This is a genomic window from Mesorhizobium sp. Root552 (assembly GCF_001427285.1).
Classification (GTDB): Bacteria; Pseudomonadota; Alphaproteobacteria; order Rhizobiales; family Rhizobiaceae; genus Mesorhizobium.
On record NZ_LMFV01000034.1, the window covers coordinates 99,553 to 121,687 of the forward strand.

The window sequence follows — 22,135 nt, forward strand, 5'->3', positions numbered from 1 at the left end:
GCACCCCGCCGGTTGGTTCATGCGGACAACATTGCAGAGCGAATCTGAAACAGGAATGAACGGCTCGTTCAGGGTCGCATGACGCTTGCCGACCGCTCGGCAAAGGGCAGCGGGTGCACGATCTCTTTCTTCTGCCCCACCGGATTGAACCCCAGCTTCTGGTAGAGCGGCAGTGCTGCCGGATGGTCCAGCGTGCAGGTCTGCACCGTCACCCGCTTCGGCCCCAGCGCCCAGCAGGCTGAGATTGCCGTTCCCAAAAACCAGCGCCCCAGCCCCTGCCCGGTCGCATGCTCCATCATTCCAAAATAGGCAAGCTCCACCTCGTCGGGCAGATGCGGCTTGATATCGAAGAAACCCGCCGGCGAACCGTCGAGGTAAAGCACGCTGATCTCGCGGTCTTCGTGATGAATGCCTGCCGCCAGTTCTTCGTCGCTCATGCGCAGGATGTTCACCCAATGCCATTTCCTGCCGACGCGATCCGCCAGGTAGCGGTAGAAATGCAGTGGCATGTCCTTTGCCTTCAGCAATGCGATCTGGCGGTTGTAGGGCAGCGCCGGCGCGTGCGCGGGCGGAGCCTCCATTTCAAGAAACGTGACCGTCACCTCGATGCTGTCGGGAACGCCCTCATCCATGAAGATCAATCCTTGCCGGTTGCGACTGGCGTATCGGCCAACCCGCCCCACTCGGTCCAGGAGCCATCATAGAGACGGTTGTCGGTGTGGCCGAGTGTTTCGAGCGCAAGGGTGATCGCAGCCGCGGTCACGCCGGAGCCGCACGACGTCACCACAGGCTTCGAAAGGTCAAGGCCGGCTCCCTCGAATATCTCGCGCAGGCGCGCCTTTGGCAGCAACTGTCCGTTCTCCGACAGCACGGACACTGGAACATTGCGCGCGCCCGGCATGTGGCCTGAGCGGACGCCGGCTCTCGGCTCCGGTTCGGTGCCGGCAAACCGCCCTGCTCCGCGCGCGTCGGCGATCTGGCTTTCCTTGGTCTCGACGATGCGGCGCATGTCGGCAAGGCTGGCAACGCGCGCCTCGTCGAATTCGGCGTGGAAGATGCAAGGCGCGATCTTGGTGATGTCTGCGGTGACTGGTCGCCCCGAAGCCTTCCAGCCGTCGAATCCGCCATCCAGCACATAGACCTGGAACACGCCCATCACCCTGAACATCCACCATGCCCGAGGTGCCGAAAAGAAGCCGGGGCCATCGTAGACGACGATGGTGTCGTCTGCCGAAATTCCAAGCGTGCCGACGAAGCGGGCGAAATCCTGCGGCGAAGGCAACGTATGCGGCAGGTTCGATGCGCCGTCCGACACGGCATCCTGGTCGAAGAAGACCGCGCCGGGAATATGTGCGGCCTCATATTCGCCGCGCGCGTCGCGCTTCTGGGCCGGCAGGTACCACGATGCATCGACAATGGTGATGCCGGGCTCGCCAAGCCGCTCCTGCAGCCAATCGGCATCGACGGTGAACGGGCTGTCCTCGGCCATGTGGTCTCCTTTTGTCGCACGAAACTGTGCGCGGAATGGGTTTGTGGTCAAGTGGCAGGCTGCGGCCCGAAACGGATGCGGAAACGCCGGTTCTCGCGCCCCTTCTTCTCGATCTTGCCGATATGGATTTCGCCCACTTCCGCCGTGCTTTTCACATGCGTGCCGCCGCAGGGCTGGCTATCTACCGCACCGTCCTTGCCGATGCACACCAGCCTTATCCTCCCGGTTCCGCTCGGCGGCCTGACATTCTTGGACTTGACCAGTCCGGGATTGGCCGCCAGTTCTTCATCGCCGATCTCTCGGATGAAAACCGGATGATCCGCGCGAACCAGCTCCATCAGCCTGGCCGTCACGTCTTCCTTGCTGAATCCCGTATCCGGAATATCGAAATCGACGCGGGAATCGTCCTCCGACACCGCAGCGCCTGTGATCGGATAGGGGCAGACGACGGTAAGCAAATGGCAAGCCGTGTGCATCCGCATCAGCAAGTGCCGTCGCGGCCAGTCGATCACCAGTTTCAGCCGCTCACCTATCGCCGCGGCAGGCTGTTCGGGAGCGGGAACATGGATGATCTCGTCCTTCGTCTCGCCGGTAATGGTTGCCGCGATGGCGATGCGGCTGCCATCGCTCCGTTCGAGATAGCCGGTATCGCCCGGCTGCCCGCCCGAAGTCGCATAGAAGATGGTCTCGTCGAAAATAACGCCGCCACGTTCGTTGATCGCGACGACGCTGGCCTCGGCTTCTTTTAGATAAGAGTCGGCGCGAAACAGCGTCTCTGTCTTACGCCCCATCATGCGACCTGTTCATACGGCACGCTGATATTGCTTTTGCCTTCCATCCAGCCCGGAACAGGTAGGTTTTTGCCGCGCAGGAATTCCGGATTGAAAAGTTTCGACTGATAACGCGTGCCGTAGTCGGCAAGGATGGTCACGATCGTATGTCCGGGGCCGAGTTCCTTGGCCAACCGGATCGCACCGGCAATGTTGATGCCGGTCGAGCCACCCACGCAAAGACCCTCTTCCTGGATAAGATCGAAGACAACCGGCAGCGCCTCTTCATCCGGGATCTGGTAGGAAAAATCAGGCGCAAAGCCTTCCAGGTTTGCCGTGATGCGGCCCTGCCCGATCCCCTCGGTGATCGAGCTGCCTTCCGACTTCAATTCGCCATCGGTGTAGAACGAATAAAGCGCGGCGCCCAACGGATCGGCCAGCGCGATCTTCACGTTCTTGCCGCGCTTCCTCAGGCCCTCGGCAACGCCTGCCAGCGTGCCGCCAGACCCCACAGCCGAGACGAAGCCATCCACCTTTCCGCCAGTCTGTTCCCAGATTTCCTTGGCGGTCGTATCGACATGTCCGTCACGGTTCGCAACATTGTCGAACTGGTTGGCCCAGATTGCGCCTTTCGCTTCGGTCTTTGCCATCTGTTCGGCCAGCCGCCCCGATAGCTTCACATAATTGTTGGGGTTCCTGTAAGGCACCGCAGGCACTTCTATCAGTTCGGCCCCAAGCAGATGGATCGTGTCCTTCTTCTCCTGGCTTTGCGTTTCGGGGATTACGATCACCGTGCGATAGCCAAGCGCCTTGGCAACCAGCGTCAGGCCAATGCCGGTGTTGCCGGCGGTCCCCTCTACGATCACGCCGCCGGGCTTCAACAAGCCGCGCTTTTCCGCATCGCGGATGATGAACAGGCCTGCCCGATCCTTCACCGACTGGCCCGGATTCATGAACTCGGCCTTGCCGTAGATTTCGCAACCCGTCGCTTCGGACGCGCGCCTCAGCTTGATCAAGGGAGTGTTGCCGATAGCGTCGATCACCGAACGGTGCATTGGAATTCCTCATTGTCTGCGTGCGGCCAAACCCTAGAAATGTGAACGCCACCTTTCAAGGCACGATTTTGCCTGGACCAGTCGCATTTGGGCTTTGCCGGCGTCCAGTAGCCGAAAGTCGATACCATGATCTGGATTTCCCCGACCTCGCCCTTCCCTTTCCACATTCGGCTGTTTAGACCTTCGCCCAGCAAGCAACGGGAACTTGAATGAAACTTTATCGGGCCAGCCCCCAGGACGGCGTCGCCTGGATTACCGGCGGCAGTTCGGGAATAGGCAGGGCTCTCGCCAAGGAACTCGCCAGCGCAGGCTACACCGTCGCGGTCACTGCGCGCGAAGGCGACCCCATCGACATGTTGATAGCGGAGGCGGCTTCGCTGCCGGGCAAGATCGTCTCCTTCCCTTGCGACGTTTCCGACGAAATCCGCATGGCCGATACAATTGCTGCGATCGAGGGCCGCGTCGGCCCTATCGCGCTCGCCGTCTTCAACGCAGGTGCCTACATCCCGATGGCTGGCGAAAACATGTCGGTGCGCAAGTTCCGCCGCACCTTCGAGGTGAATGTGCTGGGTGTGGTCAACGGCCTTGTTCCCACGGTGCGATCCATGCAGGCGCGCGGAAAAGGCCATGTGCTCCTCGTCGGCTCGATCAGTGCGTGGTTCGGCTGGCCCACCACCGCTGCTTACGGCGCTTCCAAGGCATCGCTCAATGTCATGGCGCAGGCGTTGAAATACGATTTCGACAAGATCAACATTCGTATCCAGGTCGCCAATCCAGGCTTTGTCGATACGCCGCTGCTCAAGCAGACCGCTCCCTCGCTGCCCGCCATGATGCCTGCGGGAGAAGCGGCGCGTCGCCTGTTCAAGGGCATCAACTCCGGCGGCTTCGAGATTGCCTTCCCGCGCAGGCTGGTATGGGGGTTGAAATTTGCCAGCATCATGCCGCAGCCAGTGCGCCACTGGCTGATTTCCACGCTGACAGGCTGGAAATCGCGGCCACTGAGCTTCGGCCGCAAAGCCCCTCGCAAAAGGACCGAAACTGCCGATCGTTAGCGGATCGGTGCCGCTCGCAGGCCGCGACCACTTCTGGAGTGCGCTGGGATTCAGGTCAGCGCGAGCCGAGAAGGGTGCCGTCCGGGAACCGGAGCGCAGTGTACACAAAAGTACACGAGCACCGGAAGCGCAGGAAGGTGCCGTTCGCAGGCCGCGACAACTTCTGGAGATCGCCGGATTCAGGTCAGCGCGAGCCGAGAAGGGTGCCGTCCGAGAACCGGAGCGCAGTGTACACAAAAGTACACGAGCACCGGAAGCGCAGGAAGGTGCCGTTCGCAGGCCGCGATCACCTGAATCTATAGCGGAATGTTGTCGTGCTTCTTCCAGGGATTAGTCAGATCCTTGTTGCGCAGCATCCTCAGCGCCCGCGCCACGCGCCGGCGGGTCGAGTGCGGCATGATCACCTCGTCCACATAGCCGCGCTCGGCCGCGACGAACGGCGACAGGAAGCGGTCCTCATAGGCCGCAGTATGCGCCGCGATCTTGTCGGCATCGCCAATATCCTTGCGGTAGATGATCTCGACCGCGCCCTTGGCTCCCATCACCGCGATCTGCGCCGTGGGCCATGCATAGTTCATGTCGCCGCGCAGATGCTTCGAGGCCATAACGTCATAGGCCCCGCCATAGGCCTTGCGCGTAATGACGGTGATCTTCGGCACCGTTGCCTCGGCATAGGCGAACAGAAGCTTCGCGCCATGCTTGATGAGACCGCCATATTCCTGCGCCGTACCCGGCAGGAAGCCCGGCACGTCGACGAAGGTCACGATCGGAATGTTGAAGCAGTCGCAGAAGCGGACGAACCGCGCCGCCTTGCGGCTGGCGTCCGAATCCAGCACGCCCGCCAGCACCATCGGCTGGTTGGCGACGAAGCCGACCGTACGGCCTTCCACCCGCCCGAAGCCGGTGACGATGTTCTTGGCGAAGCTCGGCTGGATCTCGAAGAAGTCGCCCTCGTCGATCGTCTTCAGGATCAGTTCCTTGATGTCGTAAGGCTTGTTCGCGTTGTCCGGGATAAGCCGGTCCAGCGACAGGTCATGCTCCGTCACCGACTGGAAGCATTCGATCTCCGGCGTTTCGGCTGTGTTCGACGCCGGCAAAAGGTCGATCAGCCGGCGCATCTGCAACAGCGCCTCGACGTCGTTGTCATAGGCGTCGTCGGCGATGGAGGACTTAGTGGTGTGCACCGATGCGCCGCCAAGTTCCTCCGCCGTCACCGTCTCGTTGGTCACGGTCTTTACCACGTCCGGCCCTGTCACGAACATGTAGGAGGTGTCGCGCACCATGAAGATGAAATCGGTCATCGCCGGTGAGTACACATCGCCGCCCGCGCAGGGTCCCATGATCACCGAAATCTGCGGAATGACGCCGGAAGCCAGCACGTTGCGCTGGAAGATTTCCGCATAACCGCCAAGTGCGGCCACGCCCTCCTGGATGCGCGCCCCGCCCGCATCGTAAAGCCCGATGATCGGCGCGCGGTTGCGCAGCGCCATTTCCTGCACCTTCACCACCTTTTCGGCGTGCGCCTCGGAAAGCGAGCCGCCGAACACGGTAAAATCCTTGGCGAACAGATAGACCGGGCGGCCGTTGATCGTGCCCCAGCCCGTCACCACGCCATCGCCGGCAATCTTCGACTTCTCCATGCCGAAATCGGTGGAGCGATGTTCGACATACATGTCGAACTCCTCGAACGATCCTTCGTCGAGAAAAATCTCGATGCGCTCGCGCGCCGTAAGCTTGCCCTTCTTGTGCTGCGCCTCGATGCGTGCCGGTCCGCCGCCGGCCCGTGCTGTCTCGCGGCGGCGTTCAAGTTCCTTCAGCACATCCTTCATCGCGGCACTCCCTTCGGCAAACCTGCCGTGTTGGTATCGGTGCGTTCGCCTGAGCGCAAGCTTGGCTTTGGTAGAGTATCGGCACCGTTTGCCACCCGATTTTGTTGCACCGCAACATGAAAGCCCTTGCTTTTCAGGGCGAACTCCTCCATATGCGCAACCATAGGCGCTTGGGCCGGATACGCTGGCTCTCTCCTCGAATGAGACTGGTTGCGTCTGTTTCTCCCTTTTCCGGCTTTCGGCGAAGCGGCGAAAAGCCCCGCGAGACAACGCTTGCGGGCACGACAGCGCAGCCGCGCGGACGGTCACGTCCGCCGCCTTGTCGTTCCACGAAGATTATACCGACGGCAGGTTGCGCCCTGTCGCCAAACCCTTTGCGGCCAATGCGCCGCGTGAAAGAAGATTATTTTGACCATTGAAACCACTGCGGAGCTTACCGGCTTCGCCAAACTCGGAATTTCCGGCCAGCTTTTGAAGGCCACCCACGGCGCCGGCTTCACCGAACCGAAGCCGATTCAGGAACAGGCCATTCCCGCCCAGCTCGAAGGCCGCGACATCCTCGGCATCGCCCAGACCGGCTCCGGCAAGACCGCGGCCTTTGCCCTGCCGATCCTCTCCAGGATCATCGCGCTCGGCACCAAGCGCCGCCCGAAGACGGCGCGCGCGCTCATCCTCGCCCCGACGCGCGAACTCGCCGTCCAGATCGAGGACACCATCAAGCTGCTCGCCAAGGGCGCGCATGTTTCCACCGCGCTGGTTCTCGGCGGCGTATCCCGTTTCAGCCAGGTCAAGAAGATCGGACCCGGCGTCGACGTTCTGGTGGCAACCCCCGGCCGTCTCACCGATCTGGTCCGCGAAGGCGACCTCAACCTCGCCGACACCAAATGGCTGGTGCTCGACGAAGGCGACCGCATGCTCGACATGGGCTTCATCAACGACGTCAAGCGCATCGCCAAGGCAACCGCGCCGGACCGCCAGACGGCCCTGTTCTCCGCCACCATGCCCGATGAGATCGCCGACCTTGCAAAGGGCCTTCTCAAGAACCCGGTTCGGGTCGAGGTCGCCCCGCAAAGCACCGCCGCTGCCGAGATCGTGCAGGGCGTCGTCTTTGCCCGCACCAAGCAGAAGCGCCAGGTCCTGTCGAAGATGCTGGCTGACGAAAAAATGCGCTCGGTCATCGTGTTCGCCCGCACCAAGCATGGCGCCGACCGCGTCGTGCGTGATCTGGAGCGCGACGGCTTCAACGCCGCCGTCATCCACGGCAACAAGTCGCAGAACGCGCGCCAGAAGGCCCTCAACGAGTTCCGCGCCGGCTCGGTTCGCATCCTCGTTGCCACCGACATCGCCGCGCGCGGCATCGACGTGCCCGGTATCAGCCATGTCGTCAATTTCGACCTGCCCGACGAAGCCGAGAGCTACGTCCACCGCATTGGCCGCACTGGCCGCAACGGCCAGGACGGCGTGGCCGTCACGCTGGTCGATCCTTCGGAGAACGCCAAGCTTCGCCAGGTCGAGCGCATCATCCGCACCAAGCTGCCGGTGATAGCGGACCATCTGGATAGCCCGGACCCGCAGCCCGCCCCGCATCAGCCGCGCACCGATGGTGATTTCCAGCCCGCCAACGACCGCAACGGCCCGCGCGAGGCACGCCAGCACGAAGGCGGCAAGCCTAACAATGGCTTCGGCAAGAAGAAGCGTTTCGGCGGCAAGCCCGCGGGAACGAGGTCGTTCGGCGACAAGCCCTTTGCCGGCAAGCCGAACGGCGAACGCAAGCCCGAAGGCGCAAAGCCGTTCAAGGGCAACAACAAGCGCCGTTTCGGCGGCAAGCGGCCAGCCGCACGCGCAGCCTGACGACAGGAAAAACGAACGGAGCTCGCAGCAGCTCCGTTCACCTGTCAGTACATAGATGCGCTGGGATTCAGGTCAGGGTGAGTCGAAAATGGCGGCTGCCAAGAACCGGAGCCCAAGGTACCAAAGGTACACGTACTGAAGGTACATGAGCACCGGACGCGCAGGCGCCCGGCATTCGCAGGCCACCCTCACCTGAATGTGCCTAGACCAGCCGGCTCTGCTCTACCGCCGCCTCGATGAACGAGGCAAACAGCGGATGCGGCTCAAGCGGACGGCTCTTCAGTTCAGGGTGATACTGCACCCCGATGAACCACGGATGGTCGGGATACTCGACCGTTTCCGGCAGCACGCCATCCGGCGACATGCCGGCGAACACCAGCCCGCAATCCTCCAGCCGCTGCTTGTAGTCGATGTTGACCTCATAGCGGTGGCGGTGGCGCTCGGAAATCTCGCTGCCGCCGTAGATCGCCGCGATCTTGGAGTCCGGTGCCAGGCGAGCGTCATAAGCCCCAAGGCGCATCGTGCCGCCAAGGTCGCCGGTTTCCCTACGCTTTTCCAGCATGTTGCCCTTCAGCCATTCCGTCATCAGGCCGACGACCGGCTCCTTGGTCGGGCCGAACTCAGTCGATGAGGCGTGCTCCACACCGGCCAGCGATCGAGCCGCTTCTATGCACGCCATCTGCATGCCGAAGCAGATGCCGAAATACGGCACCTTGCGCTCGCGCGCGAACTTCGCGGCCATGATCTTGCCTTCCGAACCGCGCTCGCCGAAGCCGCCGGGCACCAGGATACCGTGCACCTTTTCCAGCCACGGCGACGGGTCTTCCTTCTCGAAGATTTCGCTTTCGATCCAGTCGAGCTTCACCTTCACGCGATTGGCGAGGCCGCCGTGCGAGAGCGCCTCGATCAGCGATTTGTACGCGTCCTTGAGGCCGGTATACTTGCCGACGATGGCGATGGTGACCTCGCCTTCCGGATTGTGGATGCGCTCCGACACGCCCTGCCAAGGCTCCATGCGCGGCTTGGGCGCCGGGTCGATGCCGAATGCCGCCAGCACTTCGGAATCGAGCCCTTCCTTATGGTAGGCCATCGGCACGTCGTAGATGTGGCCCACATCCAGCGCCTGGATCACGGCCGACTCGCGCACATTGCAGAACAGCGAAAGCTTGCGGCGTTCTTCCTTCGGGATAGGCCGGTCGGCGCGCACAAGCAGGATGTCCGGCGCGATGCCGATGCCGCGCAACTCCTTGACGGAATGCTGCGTCGGCTTGGTCTTCAACTCGCCGGCGGTCGGAATGTAGGGCATCAAGGTCAGATGCACATAAACCGCGTTGTTGCGCGGCAGGTCGTTGCCAAGCTGGCGGATCGCTTCGAGGAACGGCATCGCCTCGATGTCGCCCGCCGTGCCGCCGATTTCGCACAGCACGAAGTCGTACTCCTCATTGCCGTCGACAATGAAGTTCTTGATTTCGTCGGTTACGTGCGGGATCACCTGGACCGTCGCGCCGAGATAGTCGCCGCGGCGTTCCTTCTCGATGATGTTCTTGTAGATGCGGCCGGTGGTGATGTTGTCGTGGCTGTTTGCCGAACGTCCCGTGAAGCGCTCGTAGTGGCCAAGGTCGAGATCGGTCTCCGCCCCGTCGTCGGTCACGAACACTTCGCCGTGCTGGTACGGCGACATCGTGCCGGGATCTACATTGAGGTACGGGTCCAGCTTCTTGAGGCGCACGCGATAGCCGCGCGCCTGCAACAGAGCTCCTAGAGCTGCCGATGCAATGCCTTTTCCAAGTGAGGAGACCACGCCGCCGGTGATGAATACATATCGCGCCATGGGAACCATCGCTTAGCGCGGCTGGACTGATTCCGCCAGTGGAAAAACCGCCGCGCGTGGTTTTTCCCGGCCAAGACTTTGCTCAAAACAAAAGGGCCGGCTGGCCGCCGGCCCTTTGTGTCGTTCTGGCAGGGCGTCAGAGAATAACGACCTGGGTACCCATTTTCACGCGTCGGTAAAGATCCATCACGTGATCGTTGATCATGCGGAAGCAGCCGTTCGAGGCGCTCGTTCCGATGCTCTGCGGCTGGTTTGTGCCGTGGATGCGCAGGTGCGTGTCCTTCTTGCCCTCGTAGAGATAGATGGCACGAGCACCCAACGGGTTCTCGGGTCCGCCTGCCATGCCGTCCTTGTACTGGCCGTACTTCTTGGGCTCGCGCTCCTGCATCTCCTTGGTGGGGATCCAGCGCGGCCATTCCTGCTTGTCGCCGACGGTGGTCATGCCCTTGAACTGCAAGCCCTCGCGGCCAACCGCAATCGCATAGCGACGGGCGGTGAAAGCGGATTCCACCAGATAGAGACGACGCTCGTTCGTATCGATGACGATGGTGCCGGCCTTGTAGCCGGTGAAGTTCACTTCTTGCGGCTCGAATTCGGATTTCACCTTGAACTGCTTCTTGGCCTGCTGCTGGCGCAGCACCGAATCCAGGGCACGTGTTTCCGGCAGCATGCTCATCGACGACGTTGTGCCGCCGAACAGGCCGGCAAACAGGCCGCCGCTGCTTCTCACCCGCTTCTCGCCCGGCTTCGGCTCGCTGCGCAGCTCGCCATTGTTGCCAGTGAGCGCAACATTCATCGCCTCGGCCGGGATGGGTTCTTCCACCTGCTGGATCGGTTCGGCCGGCTCGACAGGCTTGATCTGCTTTGCCGGCTTGGCTTCGGCAACCTTGGCAGCCGGCTTCTGGCCCTTCTTGTCGAGGAAGGCTTGCCGCGAAGCCTCGGCCTTTGCCTTGGCCGTATCGCGCATCGCCTGCTTCTTCGCTTCGAGCGCCTTCACCTTGGCGGCAGCCTGGTCGGCCTTGATCTTGGCTTCGAGTTCCTTGATCCGCGCCAGGTCCTCGTCGGTCGGCTTCTTTTTCTTCTTCAGCGTGCGCAGTTCCGCAGTCGGGCTCTTGGCCGCGACGGTAACGACGTCGGTCGTTGCTACGGCAGGTGCTGCCGCGGTGGAAGCCGGCGACGCTGCATAGGCGGGAGCCCCAATGCAAAATGCGGCGCACAGGCCAGCTAAAATGAAGCTGCGAAGCTGCATGGCGAAAATCCGATCACAGAAAAGCTTGTTGCCCACGGCCCTGCTCGGCACCCCGCAGGCACCACATCCACCGCAGCCAAGCTATAGGCGAAGAAAACAGGTTTTCTCAAGCGGCACGAAGCCGCCCGGCTTGGCGATTGCCCACCCCTGAACGCATTTGCGGCAACTGTGTTCAAAGAACAACAGTTGCCGCAAACCTAATACAAATACGAAGTACGATTAGTGGTTGGGAACCTGCGGCGCCATCGGCTGGGCCGGCTCTGCCGGAGCAGGCGTGGTGGCCGAATCAGTTGCCGGCGCAGTGGTGGCGCCGCTGGCCGGCGCCTCGGCGGGAGCCGTGGTCGCCGCGCCGTTCGTGGAGGACGGCGCTGCCGGAGCGGTCGTGCCCGGAAGCTGGTCGAGAACGCCATTGCCTTGAGTGGTGCCTTGCGTGGCGGGAGCGCTGTCCAGAATGTCGGTTGGCTTGTCGCCATAGCGGGCAAGGATCGAAAGCAGCAGCGAGGTCGCGAAGAACGCCGCCGCTAGGATAGCCGTCGCACGCGTCAGGGCGTTGGCCGCACCGCGCGCCGTCATGAAGCCCGAACCGCCGCCGATATCGAGGCCGCCACCTTCGGAGCGCTGCACCAGCACCACGCCGACAAGGGCGAGCACGATCATCAGGTGGACGACAATGAGTACGGTTTCCATAATCTACCTTGGCAATGCCTGTCAGCCTTACGATGCGGCTGCTCTTTGGAGGCGGCTCAATACAATGCTTTGATGGCATTTCCAAGCCCGCGCCCGGAATATGGTGCCCCATCCCTGCTTTGCAAGCATCGGCAGCGCCGACACACTATTGTGACGCAGCCCGCGCCGCGCCTCCGGAAATGTCGATCACATCTGGTTGTAAGCTTCGGCGATGCCGAGAAAATCGGCAGCCTTCAGGCTGGCCCCGCCAACAAGCGCTCCGTCGACATTGTTTACACCGAGAAGCTCGACCGCGTTCGAAGGCTTGACCGAACCGCCATAGAGAATGCGCACGCCGTCCGCGATCGCGCCCAACCTGTCGCCCAGCCTTGCGCGGATATGGGCATGCGCCTTGGCAACATCGTCTGCTGTCGGCGTCAGCCCGGTGCCGATTGCCCACACAGGCTCGTAGGCAACAACGGTATTGGCCGCCGTCGCACCCATCGGCACCGATCCCTCGATCTGGCGTGAAAGCACGTCAAGCGTGGCTCCAGCCTCGCGCTCGGCGTGCGTCTCGCCGATGCAGATGACGGCGACAAGGCCGGCGCGCCAGGCAGCAACCGCCTTTGCCTGCACGGTGGCGTCGTCCTCTCCATGATCGGTGCGGCGTTCGGAGTGGCCGACGATCACATGGCTGGCGCCCGCGTCCTTGATCATTTCGGCAGAGATGTCGCCGGTATGTGCGCCGCTCTCCTTGGCATGGCAATCTTCCGCGCCGGTATGAACCGGGGTCCGCGAGAGGATTTCGGCAGCGCGCGTCAGCAGCGTCGCTGGCACGCAGATCAGCGCCTCCGTCTGCGCGTCCAGTCCACCCATGAAGCCGTTGCCGATCATCCTCAGCTCATTGAGCGAGGCGCTGGTGCCGTTCATTTTCCAGTTGCCGGCCACAAGCGGGCGAATTCCTGGCGTCATGGCGTTCATTCTCCGACGGATCCGTGATGCGCACACTCAGTACCAAAATCAAACCACAAAGCAATCGACACTGGCGGAGAAGGACGCTATTGCCCTTCCAACAGCTGAAACCGGACGTGATCATGCTCACTAGCTTAAGAAATGCAGCGAACACCTGGGTCTCCAAGGCTCTCCTTCTTATCCTGGTGCTGAGCTTCGCTGTCTGGGGTATCTCCGGTCAGATTTCGGGCGTCATCGGCGGCCACGAGTCCGTCGTCACGGTGGGCGGGACCACCGTCTCGGTCAACGACTACCGCCTCGCCTACGACCGCCAGGTCAACCTCATGTCGCAGCAGTTCGGCCAGCGGCTGACGCAGGAGCAGGCAAACGCCTTTGGCCTTGGCAACCAGGTGCTGACGCAACTGGTTTCAGGCGCATTGCTGGACGAGCAGGCACGAAAGATGGGCCTCGGCATCTCCAAGGACAGGCTTGCCGCGCTGACCCGCGAGGACCCGGCATTCCAGGGACCGGGCGGCCAGTTCGACCGCCAGACCTTCGACTACGTGCTGCGCCAGATCGGCATGCGTCCCGACGACTACCTCCTCAATCGCTCGCAGGTCGCCAAGCGCCAGCAGATCGTCGAGGCCGTCTCCGATGGCTTGAAGGCGCCGGACACCTTCCTCAAGGCGGTCGCGCTCTATCAGGGCGAAGACCGCACCGTCGACTATCTTGTGCTGCCGAAGTCGCTTGTCGAACCGATCCCGACCCCCTCCGACACCGATCTTTCGACCTACTTCGAAGAAAACAAGAAGACCTACGCCGCACCGGAATACCGCAAGTTCTCCTATATCCGCCTCGAGCCTGAAGACATCATGGACCTGACCTCCGTGACCGACCAGCAGGTCGAGGAGGATTACGCCAGGAACAAGGAGCGCTATACGACGCCCGAGACGCGAAAGATCGAGCAGCTCGTCTTCAAGTCGGAGGACGCGGCCAAGGCAGCGCACGATTCCCTCAATACCGGCGCGACCTTCGACAAGATCGCTGCCTCCGAGGGCAAGACCGAGGCCGATATGCTGCTCGGCACGCTTTCCAGGGACAAGATCGGCGACCAGGCCGTCGCTGAGGCAGCCTTTGCGCTCGGCCTCAACCAGGTCAGCCAGGTCGTGAAGGGCGCTTTCGGCCCCGTCCTGCTGCGCGTAAGCGAGATCAACCCTGAAGTGGTGAAGCCGCTCTCCGAGGTTTCCGAGCAGATCCGCAAGGATATCGCCATTGGCGAAGCCAGCCGCGTACTTCTCGATGCCCATGACGCCTATGAAGACGCCCGCGCCGGCGGCGACAGCATGGAAGAAGCCGCGTCGAAGCAGAAGCTCAAGGTCGTGACCGTGGAAGCGATCGACCGCGCCGGCCAGGCGCCGGACGGCGCCGTGGTCAAGGACCTGCCGGAATCGGCCGACCTGATCAGGGCCGCCTTCGATGCCGAAACCGGCGTCGAGAACGAAAGCCTGACCACGAAGGACAACGGCTACCTGTTCTATGAAGTCAACGGCACCATCCCTGCCCGCGACCGCACGCTGGAAGAAGTGCGCGCCAGGGCCACCGCCGACTGGACCGCTGCGGAAACCGCCAAGCGGCTCGGCGCCAAGGCAACCGAGTTCGAGCAGCGCCTCAAGGCCGGCACCGACCTCGACGCCATCGCCACCGAAATCTCGCTTGAAAAGCAGACTAAGCGCGGCCTGAAGCGTGCCGCCGACGACGCCGATTTCGGCAAGGAAGGCGCAGCCGCCATGTTCGGCGTTGCCGAAGGCGGCACGGGCGTCGTGCCCTCGCCCACCGGCGACGGCCAGATCCTGTTCAAGGTCGTGCAGGTGTTCGAGCCGGCAGGCGCAGAGGCAAGCTCCATCGAGGAAGACACCCGCAAGGCGTTTGCCTCCGGCATGAGCGACGACCTGCTCGACCAGCTCGTCGCCCAGTTGCAGACGCAGTACAGCGTCGAGGTCGATCAGGTCGCGATTTCGCAGGCGCTCGCCAGATGAACGGCCTGAAGCCTCATATCGCCAAGGTCGCCGCGGGCGACGCGCTCACGTTCGAGGAAGCGCGCGAAGCTTTCGACATCATCATGTCCGGCGACGCGACGCCCGGCCAGATCGGCGGCTTCCTGATGGCGCTGCGCGTGCGCGGCGAAACGGTGAGCGAGATTTCCGGCGCGGTCGCCACCATGCGCGACAAGATGTTGCGCGTTGAGGCTCCCGCAAATGCCATCGACATCGTCGGCACCGGCGGCGACGGCTCGCACAGCGTCAACATCTCCAGCGCCTCCGCCTTCGTCATCGCCGCCTCCGGCGTGCCGGTCGCCAAGCACGGCAATCGCGGCCTCTCCTCGCAGACCGGCGCGGCGGACGTGCTGATGGGCCTCGGCATCAAGATCGACGTCACCCCGGAAGTCATTGCCCGCTGCATCGAGCAAAGCGGCGTCGGCTTCATGTTCGCTCCCGCCCACCATCCAGCCATGAAGCATGTCGGGCCGACGCGCGTCGAACTCGGCACGCGCACCATCTTCAACCTGCTCGGGCCGCTGTCCAACCCGGCCGGCGTCAAGCGCCAGATGGTCGGCGTATTCTCGCCCGAATGGGTCGTGCCCGTGGCGGAAGCGCTCAAGAAGCTCGGCGCGGAGCACGCATGGGTCGCCCACGGCGACGGCTACGACGAAATCACCACGACCGGCGAAACCGAAGTGGCGGAACTGGTCGGCGGCGAGATCCGCTCCTTCACGCTCACGCCAGAAAGCGTCGGCTTGAAGCGGCACACCAAGGAAGCGTTGCGCGGCGGCGATGCCGCTTACAATGCCAAGGCGCTGCGCGACATGCTTGCCGGCGCGCCCGGAGCCTACCGCGACACCGTATTGATGAACGCCGGGGCCGGACTGGTCGTCGCGGGCAAGGTCACGACGCTTGGCGACGGCGTTGCCAAGGCTGCCGAAGCCATCGACAGCGGCCGCGCGCTGCAGGTTCTGGACAAGCTCGTCAAGGTTTCCAACGGTTAGGGTCAGAACCTGGATGGCTGATATCCTGCGCAAGATCGAAGCCTACAAGCGCGACGAGATCGCCGCCGCCAAGGCGCGCATGCCGCTTGCCGAACTGAAGGCGCGCGCCCGCGACGAAGCCGATCCCCGAGGCTTTCTCGCAGCGCTTGAAGCAAAGACCGCCGCCGGCCGATACGCGCTGATCGCCGAAATCAAGAAGGCCAGCCCCTCCAAGGGCCTGATCCGCGCCGATTTCGATCCTCCGGCGCTTGCGAAAGCCTATGCCGAAGGTGGCGCGGCTTGCCTGTCCGTGCTGACCGACGCACCCTCGTTTCAGGGCGCACCTGAATATCTGGCCGGCGCCCGCAACGCGGTGGCCCTGCCCGCCTTGCGCAAGGATTTCCTGTTCGATCCCTACCAGGTCTATGAAGCGCGAGCCTGGGGTGCCGACGCCATCCTCATCATCATGGCAAGCGTCGACGACGCTTTGGCGCGCGAACTGGAAGAGACCGCATTCTCGCTTGGCATGGATGCACTGGTCGAAGTCCACGACGAGCCGGAAATGGAACGCGCGCTGAAACTCTCCTCGCGGCTCATCGGCATCAACAACCGCAATCTGCGCACCTTCGCGACCACGCTGGAAACCTCCGAGCGGCTTGCTCCCATGGTTCCCGCCGGCAGGCTGCTGGTGGGGGAGAGCGGCATCTTCACCAATGCGGATTGCAGGCGGCTCGCCAACTGCGGCATCGGTACTTTCCTCGTCGGGGAAAGCCTGATGCGGCAGGACGACGTTGCCGGTGCGACGCGCACGCTGCTCGGTCTGCCTGCCCCGGCGGAAGCGGTCAGGCTATGAGCGCCGGGCCCAGGCTTACCCATATCGGCGCGTCCGGCGAGGCGCATATGGTCGATGTCGGCGACAAGGCCGAAACGGTGCGCACGGCGATTGCCGAGGGCTCCGTCGCCATGCAGGCCGATACGCTGGCGATGATCCTTGCCGGCAATGCCAGGAAGGGCGATGTGCTTGGCACGGCGCGCATCGCCGGCATCATGGCGGCCAAGAAGGCGCATGAATTGATCCCGCTCTGCCACCCGCTCCTGCTCACCAAGGTCTCGGTCGACATCGAGCCGGACCACGCCTTGCCCGGCCTGAAAGTCACCGCACTGGCGCGCGTCACCGGCAAGACCGGCGTCGAGATGGAAGCGCTGACGGCCGCGTCCGTCGCCTGCCTGACCATCTACGACATGGCCAAGGCCGTGGATCGCGGCATGGTCATTTCCGGCGTCCGGTTGGTGGAAAAGACCGGCGGCAAGTCAGGCGACTACAAATCGGAGGCGTGACATGGCGCTGCTGCCCGTCGACCAGGCCCTCAAGCGTTTGCTCGACGATGTTGAGCCGCTGCCATCCGAAAGCGTCGCACTGGCTGATGCCTATGACAGGGTGCTCGCCGGGCCGGTGGTCGCCTTGCGCACCCAGCCGCCTTTCGCCGCCTCGGCAATGGACGGATATGCGGTGCGCGGTGCCGATGCGGAAAAAGCGCTCGCCCGGCTGAAGGTTGTCGGAGAAATAGCTGCCGGCCACAATCTCGCAGGCTCGGTCGGAAGCGGCGAAGCGGCCCGCATTTTCACCGGCGCACCCTTGCCTGACGGGGCCGATACCGTCGTCATCCAGGAAAACGTCGCCGTTCTGGGCGGCGATATGATCGAACTTGCCGAACCGACCCGCGCCGGCGCAAATGTCAGGCGCGCCGGACTCGATTTCGAAGCCGGCGACACCTTGCTCGATCAAGGCCATCTGCTTGGCGCCAGCGCCTTGTCGCTCGCAGCATCTGCAAATCGGTCGCACCTCGATGTGGTGCGGCAACCGCTCGTCGCCATCATAGCCACCGGCGACGAGCTGCGCGTCCCGGGCAGCGAGCCGGGGCCCGGTCAGATCATTTCGTCGAACGCCTATGGCGTCATGGGATCGGCACGGGCGGTCGGCGCACGCGCGCTCGACCTCGGCATCGCAGCCGACCGCAAGGAAGCGATAGCCTCGCTGGTAAGGCAGGCTGTTGCGGCCAACGCCGATGTCATCGTGACGATGGGCGGCGCATCCGTAGGCGACCACGACCTCGTGCACGGCGTTCTCACCGGCGAAGGCATGAAACTTGATTTCTGGAAAATCGCCATGCGTCCCGGCAAGCCGTTCATGTTCGGGCGTCTTGGAAATATCCGCTGCATCGGCCTGCCCGGAAATCCCGTCGCCAGCCTGGTATGTTCCCAGCTTTTCCTGAAACCTCTGCTTGCGCGCCTCGGCGGCCGCCCCTTTCGCCAGAATATGGGCGACGCACTGCTCGGCGCGCCGATGGCGGCAAACGATCTGCGCCAGGATTACGTCCGCGCCACCCTCAGCACGCAAGGCAGCGCGCTGGTCGCAACGCCGTTCAACGTTCAGGATTCTTCGATGCTGCGCACCATGACGAGGGCAGGTTGCCTCATCGAACGCCTGCCTTTTGCGCCGGCAGCCGAAGCCGGCGCTCCCTGCCGTATCCTCACGCTAGCCTGAACAAATCGTCAACGCGTTCATTAAACTTTAAACGGTTGCGGAACACAACTGGAACAGATAGTGTTTGTTCCGGGTTTGTTTTCCGATTCTGGATTCCACCGCGACCGGGGGCCGCAATGCTGACGCGCAAGCAACATGAACTTCTCCTCTTCATCCACGAGAGATTGAAGGAAAGCGGAATTCCGCCCTCTTTCGACGAAATGAAGGAGGCGCTCGACCTTGCTTCCAAGTCAGGCATCCATCGGCTGATCACAGCCCTTGAGGAGCGTGGTTTCATCCGCCGGCTGCCGAACCGGGCTCGCGCGCTTGAAGTGTTGCGCCTGCCGGATTCAATTGCGCCGGGCCTCAATGCGGCGAGAAAATTCTCTCCGAGCGTCATCCAGGGCAGCCTCGGACGCCCGGTCAAGGAACCCTCCCGGCTGCAATCGGCCAGCAATGACGACGATGCGGCAGCGGCGGTTTCCATTCCGGTCATGGGCCGCATCGCTGCGGGCGTTCCCATCGACGCCATCCAGCACAAGACCCATTCGATCTCGGTGCCGCCGGACATGATTTCGGGCGGCGAGCACTACGCACTGGAGGTCAAGGGCGATTCGATGATCGAAGCCGGCATATTCGACGGCGATACGGTCATCATCCGCAATGCCAATTCGGCGACGCCGGGCGAAATCATCGTTGCCTTGGTGGACGAAGAGGAAGCCACTTTGAAGCGTTTTCGCCGCAAAGGGGCGTCAATCGCCCTTGAGGCAGCCAACCCGGCCTACGAAACCCGCATTTTTGGCCCGGACCGGGTCAAGGTGCAGGGCAAGCTGGTTGGCTTGATCAGGCGCTATTGAGACGAAGAAATTCGTCCCATGTGAGGCCGGGCATTGAGATGCCCGGTCGATTTGCCCGCAGTTTCCGCTAATCCTCTCTTCTTTGCGCGACCGTTGCCAGCGGCATTTGGCAATGAGGCATTTTGTCTTTTGAGACAAAGGCCTAGCGCCACAATTTCGTGACATTCATTATGAAATTGGCAGGTGGCTTCCAAGCCAAATTCACTGTCACGATTTAACGCGCCCCAAGACTTGACCGGGGTGGAAGGAGTTTCCGATGTCTGCCCCTCGGTTCTGTCACTCATGCGCAGGACCCCGCCCACGCGCCGCAGTTCGATGCCCTTGGTGTCAGCGCAGCTACGACACGATGCACGGCCAGCCAGAGCATCTGTTCGGAGTTCTTCGCGGAGAGAGGAAGCCATCCAAAACCCATGTTGAAACGGACTAGACGCGGCTTTGCTTAAAGACCGCTAGTCTCCTGCGGACTGTTCCGGCTTCGGCCCGTCCGTGGGCTTGCGATCCTTTTTCTCATAAGGGCCAAGCCCCCGTGCTCCACGCGAAAACCGGCGCTGGACATGCCACGGACGGTAATCCGCCTCCACGGCAAAGCGCACCTGCGCCCGCGCACCGTCCGGTTGGTCGCCAAGGAAAACGGCAGCACTGCCCGTTCTCGCCAACTGCCGCTTGGTGATCACCCTTACCGACGGCAGGCGGCAGGGATCGGAAGCCGTGGCGTCGTCGATGACGATCACGGTCGCCAAAGTGCAGGCAGGCTTTGCCGCAGCCGCGGAATCGGCCTGCGCAACCACTTTTCCCGAAACGTGCGTCACCAGGCAAAGGTCGTTCGCGCACCGGAACTCGGTCGGTCCCGGCGCATCAGCCGTCGAAACAAGCGTCTGATCGCGCCCGATATCGGGTTTGACGACCGTTTCCGCATCGAGCGCCCGTCGCCAGTTGTCGATGGTGAACGCGTTCGGGCGGGAGCGGTTGACCGCGAGCCGCTCCCCGCCGATCGGCACGGCCACCAGCCGCGCGTCCTCCGAGATCAGCACGTCGGGCGTGCGCACCTGCGTCACCATCAACAGCCCCACAGCCGCCAGGGGGATTGCGGCGAGCCTCAGCCATGTCGTGGTGATAGTTGCGATCACCAGCGCAATCGTGACCATCACGACCGACGACGCGGAAACCAGCCCGACGGCATCGAGTGGCGAAAGTGCTGCGATCCATTCCGACATGCCGATCATCGCTGACAGCCCCTTGCCCATCACGTAAAGGAACGGGCCATCGAGGCCGAACGGCATGAAAAGCGCGGCGAACACGGCAAACGGCATGACAACGATCGACACGATCGGCATCACGGCGAGGTTGGCGAACAGGCTGAGCGGCGCGACGCGCTGGAAATGCCACATGGCAAACAGCGTCGTGGCACTGCCGGCGATAATCGAAGTCGCCGCCAGTGCCACCATCATCATCGCAAACCGGTTCATCAACGCGCCCGGCAAAGATCGCCGCCGGATGGCGGCTGCAGCTGGCCGTGAAGCGCGGTAGTCGGCCCAGCCGGCATAGGCGCCGACCAGCGCCGCCGTTGCCGCAAACGAAAGCTGGAAGCTCGGTCCGACCACTTCGTGCGGCGACAGCGCAATGACAACGATTGCCGAGATGGCGAGGTTGCGCATGGTCAGCGCCGCGCGGTCGAACAGCACCGCCGTCAACATAACCGCCAGCATGATGAAGCTGCGCTCCGCCGCAACCACCATCCCCGAGATCAGCAGATAGGCGGCAATCGCAAACAGCGCCGCCGCCGCCGCGTACTTCTTGGTGGACCGCCGTGACGAAAAATCGGGAAAAAGCGCGAACCCGCCGCGCATCAGACTCATCACCGTGCCCGCCACCAGCGCCATGTGCAGCCCTGAAATCGATATGATGTGATAGATGCCGATCTTGCGCATCGCCTCGTTGATCGCCTCGGGAATTCCGGCCCGAACGCCTACGATCAGTGCTGCCGCGATCTCGCCTTCCGGCCCTCCCACGGTTCCGCGCACATGGTCGGCGATGGCATCGCGCGCCCTCTCTATCGCCGTCGCTATCCGCGCTCCCGGCGGCATCGGCGCATCGGCACTCACCTCCAGGCCAGACAGGAAAAAGCCGCTGCCGCCCACGCCGTCGAAGTAGCTTTCGAACGAATAGTCGTAGCTGCCCGGTCGCACCGGCCCGGTCGGCGGCAACAGCCGCACCAGCCCCGTGACCGTCGAGCCCGCCATCAATCCGGGTGGCGCCTTGCGCGCGGTCAGGCGCACCCGTTCCGGCTGGTATCGCAGCGCGGGCCGTTCGGTAGAGACGACATCGACGGTCAGCCGCGTGCGCCCATTGGCCATGTCGTCTATCGAAACCACCCTGCCCGTCAGCCGCGTGGTGACCTCGGAGCCCAGCATATGCGTGTCCGCCCGCCACGTTTCGACCTTCCCGGCAATCATGCCCACGCTGCAAAGCAGCAGCGCCACAGCGCCGAGCAGGGCCGTATGCCGGGCGCGCACGCTCCAGGCCAATGCCGCAACCGCGCCCGCCGCCGCAAGCAGCGGCAACCAGTCCGGCTCCGTCTCCAGCGTGAAATAGACGATCACGCCAACCGCGAGAAACACCGGCACCAGCAGGAAGGCCGCGCCTCTGTCCAGTTCGGTCGCTATCGCTTTGGCCGTCTCCACCCGCAGTTCAGCCAGCGAGAGCCTGCGCATTCGCCAAAACCGCCAGTCACTGCGGCGCTCCATGCCCGGTTCGACCGCCGCCCGATCAGGCAGGCCTTTGCCCGACTCAGCCACGCCTGGAAGGCGTTCAACGGAAATTGAGGGAAGCTGGGCGGGCGGATGCGAGGCAAAAAACGAGCGCTCACTGACCCCACTCAATGCACTTGCAACGTCTTTCTCGCCCCGAGCTGATCCAGCCATCGGGTCTGCCCCTTGCACCCAAGGCTCCTATGGTACATGAACGCGCCAACCATAAAAGCCCGCCACAG

18 protein-coding genes are annotated in these 22,135 nt (G+C 63.0%); 8 read left to right on the plus strand and 10 right to left on the minus strand.

Annotated elements, in window-relative coordinates; genetic code table 11:
* Positions 1-68: 68 nt before the first annotated feature.
* Genes ASD50_RS13955 through ASD50_RS13970 form a run of 4 tightly spaced genes read right to left on the minus strand, consistent with a single transcriptional unit; the run spans position 69 to position 3,314 of the window.
* Entirely contained in the window at positions 69-632 is a 564-nt protein-coding gene (locus ASD50_RS13955) for a GNAT family N-acetyltransferase (protein WP_056242334.1), read from the minus strand.
* A gap of 5 nt (positions 633-637) precedes the next feature.
* Entirely contained in the window at positions 638-1,489 is an 852-nt protein-coding gene (gene sseA, locus ASD50_RS13960; RefSeq protein WP_056242341.1) for a 3-mercaptopyruvate sulfurtransferase, read from the minus strand.
* A gap of 47 nt (positions 1,490-1,536) precedes the next feature.
* A complete protein-coding gene (locus ASD50_RS13965) occupies positions 1,537-2,280 on the minus strand; it encodes an alanyl-tRNA editing protein (RefSeq protein ID WP_056242344.1) in 744 nt (247 codons plus the stop codon).
* Positions 2,280-3,314 (minus strand): cysteine synthase A, encoded by a 1,035-nt coding sequence (locus ASD50_RS13970; RefSeq protein ID WP_056242347.1) that lies wholly within the window; start codon positions 3,312-3,314, stop codon positions 2,280-2,282. The genes ASD50_RS13965 and ASD50_RS13970 overlap by 1 nt, the downstream gene beginning before the upstream one ends.
* Positions 3,315-3,523: 209 nt before the next feature.
* Between ASD50_RS13970 and ASD50_RS13975 the strand changes: the two genes are divergently transcribed.
* Positions 3,524-4,366 carry an SDR family NAD(P)-dependent oxidoreductase gene (locus ASD50_RS13975; RefSeq protein WP_056242350.1) on the plus strand — a complete coding sequence of 281 codons (843 nt, stop codon included), beginning with the start codon at positions 3,524-3,526 and terminating at the stop codon, positions 4,364-4,366.
* A gap of 296 nt (positions 4,367-4,662) precedes the next feature.
* Here ASD50_RS13975 and ASD50_RS13980 read toward each other — a convergent pair whose 3' ends face one another.
* Complete coding sequence (locus ASD50_RS13980) at positions 4,663-6,195, minus strand: acyl-CoA carboxylase subunit beta (RefSeq protein WP_056242354.1); 1,533 nt, start codon at positions 6,193-6,195, stop codon at positions 4,663-4,665.
* A gap of 408 nt (positions 6,196-6,603) precedes the next feature.
* Here ASD50_RS13980 and ASD50_RS13985 point away from each other — a divergent pair, with 408 nt between their 5' ends.
* A complete protein-coding gene (locus ASD50_RS13985; protein WP_056242356.1) occupies positions 6,604-8,046 on the plus strand; it encodes a DEAD/DEAH box helicase in 1,443 nt (480 codons plus the stop codon).
* A 202-nt stretch (positions 8,047-8,248) separates the two neighbouring features.
* Here the strand turns inward: ASD50_RS13985 and ASD50_RS13990 are convergent, their stop codons facing one another.
* The 4 genes from ASD50_RS13990 to tpiA all read right to left on the minus strand — a co-directional run bounded on the left by ASD50_RS13990 (position 8,249) and on the right by tpiA (position 12,764).
* A complete protein-coding gene (locus ASD50_RS13990) occupies positions 8,249-9,877 on the minus strand; it encodes a CTP synthase (protein ID WP_056242583.1) in 1,629 nt (542 codons plus the stop codon).
* Positions 9,878-10,013: 136 nt separating this feature from the next.
* On the minus strand, positions 10,014-11,126 hold the full coding sequence (locus ASD50_RS13995) for a L,D-transpeptidase (RefSeq protein WP_056242360.1): 1,113 nt from the start codon (positions 11,124-11,126) through the stop codon (positions 10,014-10,016).
* A 219-nt stretch (positions 11,127-11,345) separates the two neighbouring features.
* Positions 11,346-11,813: a preprotein translocase subunit SecG gene (secG, locus tag ASD50_RS14000; protein ID WP_056242363.1), complete on the minus strand. Its 468-nt coding sequence runs from the start codon at positions 11,811-11,813 to the stop codon at positions 11,346-11,348.
* Positions 11,814-11,999: 186 nt separating this feature from the next.
* Complete coding sequence (gene tpiA / locus ASD50_RS14005) at positions 12,000-12,764, minus strand: triose-phosphate isomerase (RefSeq protein ID WP_056242587.1); 765 nt, start codon at positions 12,762-12,764, stop codon at positions 12,000-12,002.
* A gap of 122 nt (positions 12,765-12,886) precedes the next feature.
* Here tpiA and ASD50_RS14010 point away from each other — a divergent pair, with 122 nt between their 5' ends.
* From ASD50_RS14010 to lexA, 6 genes are all read left to right on the plus strand, one after another.
* Complete coding sequence (locus ASD50_RS14010) at positions 12,887-14,779, plus strand: SurA N-terminal domain-containing protein (RefSeq protein WP_056242589.1); 1,893 nt, start codon at positions 12,887-12,889, stop codon at positions 14,777-14,779.
* Positions 14,776-15,786, plus strand: coding sequence for an anthranilate phosphoribosyltransferase (gene trpD, locus ASD50_RS14015; RefSeq protein WP_056242366.1), 1,011 nt, complete (start codon positions 14,776-14,778; stop codon positions 15,784-15,786). Before ASD50_RS14010 ends, trpD begins: the two co-directional genes overlap by 4 nt.
* Before the next feature lie 13 nt (positions 15,787-15,799).
* Positions 15,800-16,618: an indole-3-glycerol phosphate synthase TrpC gene (gene trpC, locus ASD50_RS14020; RefSeq protein WP_056242369.1), complete on the plus strand. Its 819-nt coding sequence runs from the start codon at positions 15,800-15,802 to the stop codon at positions 16,616-16,618.
* Positions 16,615-17,103: a cyclic pyranopterin monophosphate synthase MoaC gene (gene moaC / locus ASD50_RS14025; protein ID WP_056242372.1), complete on the plus strand. Its 489-nt coding sequence runs from the start codon at positions 16,615-16,617 to the stop codon at positions 17,101-17,103. Before trpC ends, moaC begins: the two co-directional genes overlap by 4 nt.
* A gap of 1 nt (position 17,104) precedes the next feature.
* Positions 17,105-18,310: a gephyrin-like molybdotransferase Glp gene (gene glp, locus ASD50_RS14030; RefSeq protein WP_056242375.1), complete on the plus strand. Its 1,206-nt coding sequence runs from the start codon at positions 17,105-17,107 to the stop codon at positions 18,308-18,310.
* 116 nt (positions 18,311-18,426) lie between these two features.
* Positions 18,427-19,146, plus strand: a complete 720-nt coding sequence (gene lexA, locus ASD50_RS14035) for a transcriptional repressor LexA (RefSeq protein ID WP_056242378.1) — start codon at positions 18,427-18,429, stop codon at positions 19,144-19,146.
* A gap of 449 nt (positions 19,147-19,595) precedes the next feature.
* Here lexA and ASD50_RS14040 read toward each other — a convergent pair whose 3' ends face one another.
* Complete coding sequence (locus tag ASD50_RS14040) at positions 19,596-22,067, minus strand: ComEC/Rec2 family competence protein (RefSeq protein WP_056242381.1); 2,472 nt, start codon at positions 22,065-22,067, stop codon at positions 19,596-19,598.
* Positions 22,068-22,135: the final 68 nt, after the last annotated feature.

Excerpts from the sequence above, each read along its gene's own strand:
- trpC (WP_056242369.1), top strand. The coding sequence starts at position 15,800 with ATGGCTGATATCCTGCGCAAGATCGAAGCCTACAAGCGCGACGAGATC.
- ASD50_RS13980 (WP_056242354.1), bottom strand. The coding sequence starts at position 6,195 with ATGAAGGATGTGCTGAAGGAACTTGAACGCCGCCGCGAGACAGCACGG.
- ASD50_RS13975 (WP_056242350.1), top strand. The coding sequence starts at position 3,524 with ATGAAACTTTATCGGGCCAGCCCCCAGGACGGCGTCGCCTGGATTACC.
- ASD50_RS13990 (WP_056242583.1), bottom strand. The coding sequence starts at position 9,877 with ATGGCGCGATATGTATTCATCACCGGCGGCGTGGTCTCCTCACTTGGA.
- ASD50_RS13970 (WP_056242347.1), bottom strand. The coding sequence starts at position 3,314 with ATGCACCGTTCGGTGATCGACGCTATCGGCAACACTCCCTTGATCAAG.
- sseA (WP_056242341.1), bottom strand. The coding sequence starts at position 1,489 with ATGGCCGAGGACAGCCCGTTCACCGTCGATGCCGATTGGCTGCAGGAG.
- moaC (WP_056242372.1), top strand. The coding sequence starts at position 16,615 with ATGAGCGCCGGGCCCAGGCTTACCCATATCGGCGCGTCCGGCGAGGCG.
- ASD50_RS13995 (WP_056242360.1), bottom strand. The coding sequence starts at position 11,126 with ATGCAGCTTCGCAGCTTCATTTTAGCTGGCCTGTGCGCCGCATTTTGC.
- ASD50_RS13965 (WP_056242344.1), bottom strand. The coding sequence starts at position 2,280 with ATGGGGCGTAAGACAGAGACGCTGTTTCGCGCCGACTCTTATCTAAAA.
- ASD50_RS14040 (WP_056242381.1), bottom strand. The coding sequence starts at position 22,067 with ATGGCTGGATCAGCTCGGGGCGAGAAAGACGTTGCAAGTGCATTGAGT.
- glp (WP_056242375.1), top strand. The coding sequence starts at position 17,105 with ATGGCGCTGCTGCCCGTCGACCAGGCCCTCAAGCGTTTGCTCGACGAT.
- tpiA (WP_056242587.1), bottom strand. The coding sequence starts at position 12,764 with ATGACGCCAGGAATTCGCCCGCTTGTGGCCGGCAACTGGAAAATGAAC.
- trpD (WP_056242366.1), top strand. The coding sequence starts at position 14,776 with ATGAACGGCCTGAAGCCTCATATCGCCAAGGTCGCCGCGGGCGACGCG.
- secG (WP_056242363.1), bottom strand. The coding sequence starts at position 11,813 with ATGGAAACCGTACTCATTGTCGTCCACCTGATGATCGTGCTCGCCCTT.
- ASD50_RS14010 (WP_056242589.1), top strand. The coding sequence starts at position 12,887 with ATGCTCACTAGCTTAAGAAATGCAGCGAACACCTGGGTCTCCAAGGCT.
- ASD50_RS13955 (WP_056242334.1), bottom strand. The coding sequence starts at position 632 with ATGGATGAGGGCGTTCCCGACAGCATCGAGGTGACGGTCACGTTTCTT.
- lexA (WP_056242378.1), top strand. The coding sequence starts at position 18,427 with ATGCTGACGCGCAAGCAACATGAACTTCTCCTCTTCATCCACGAGAGA.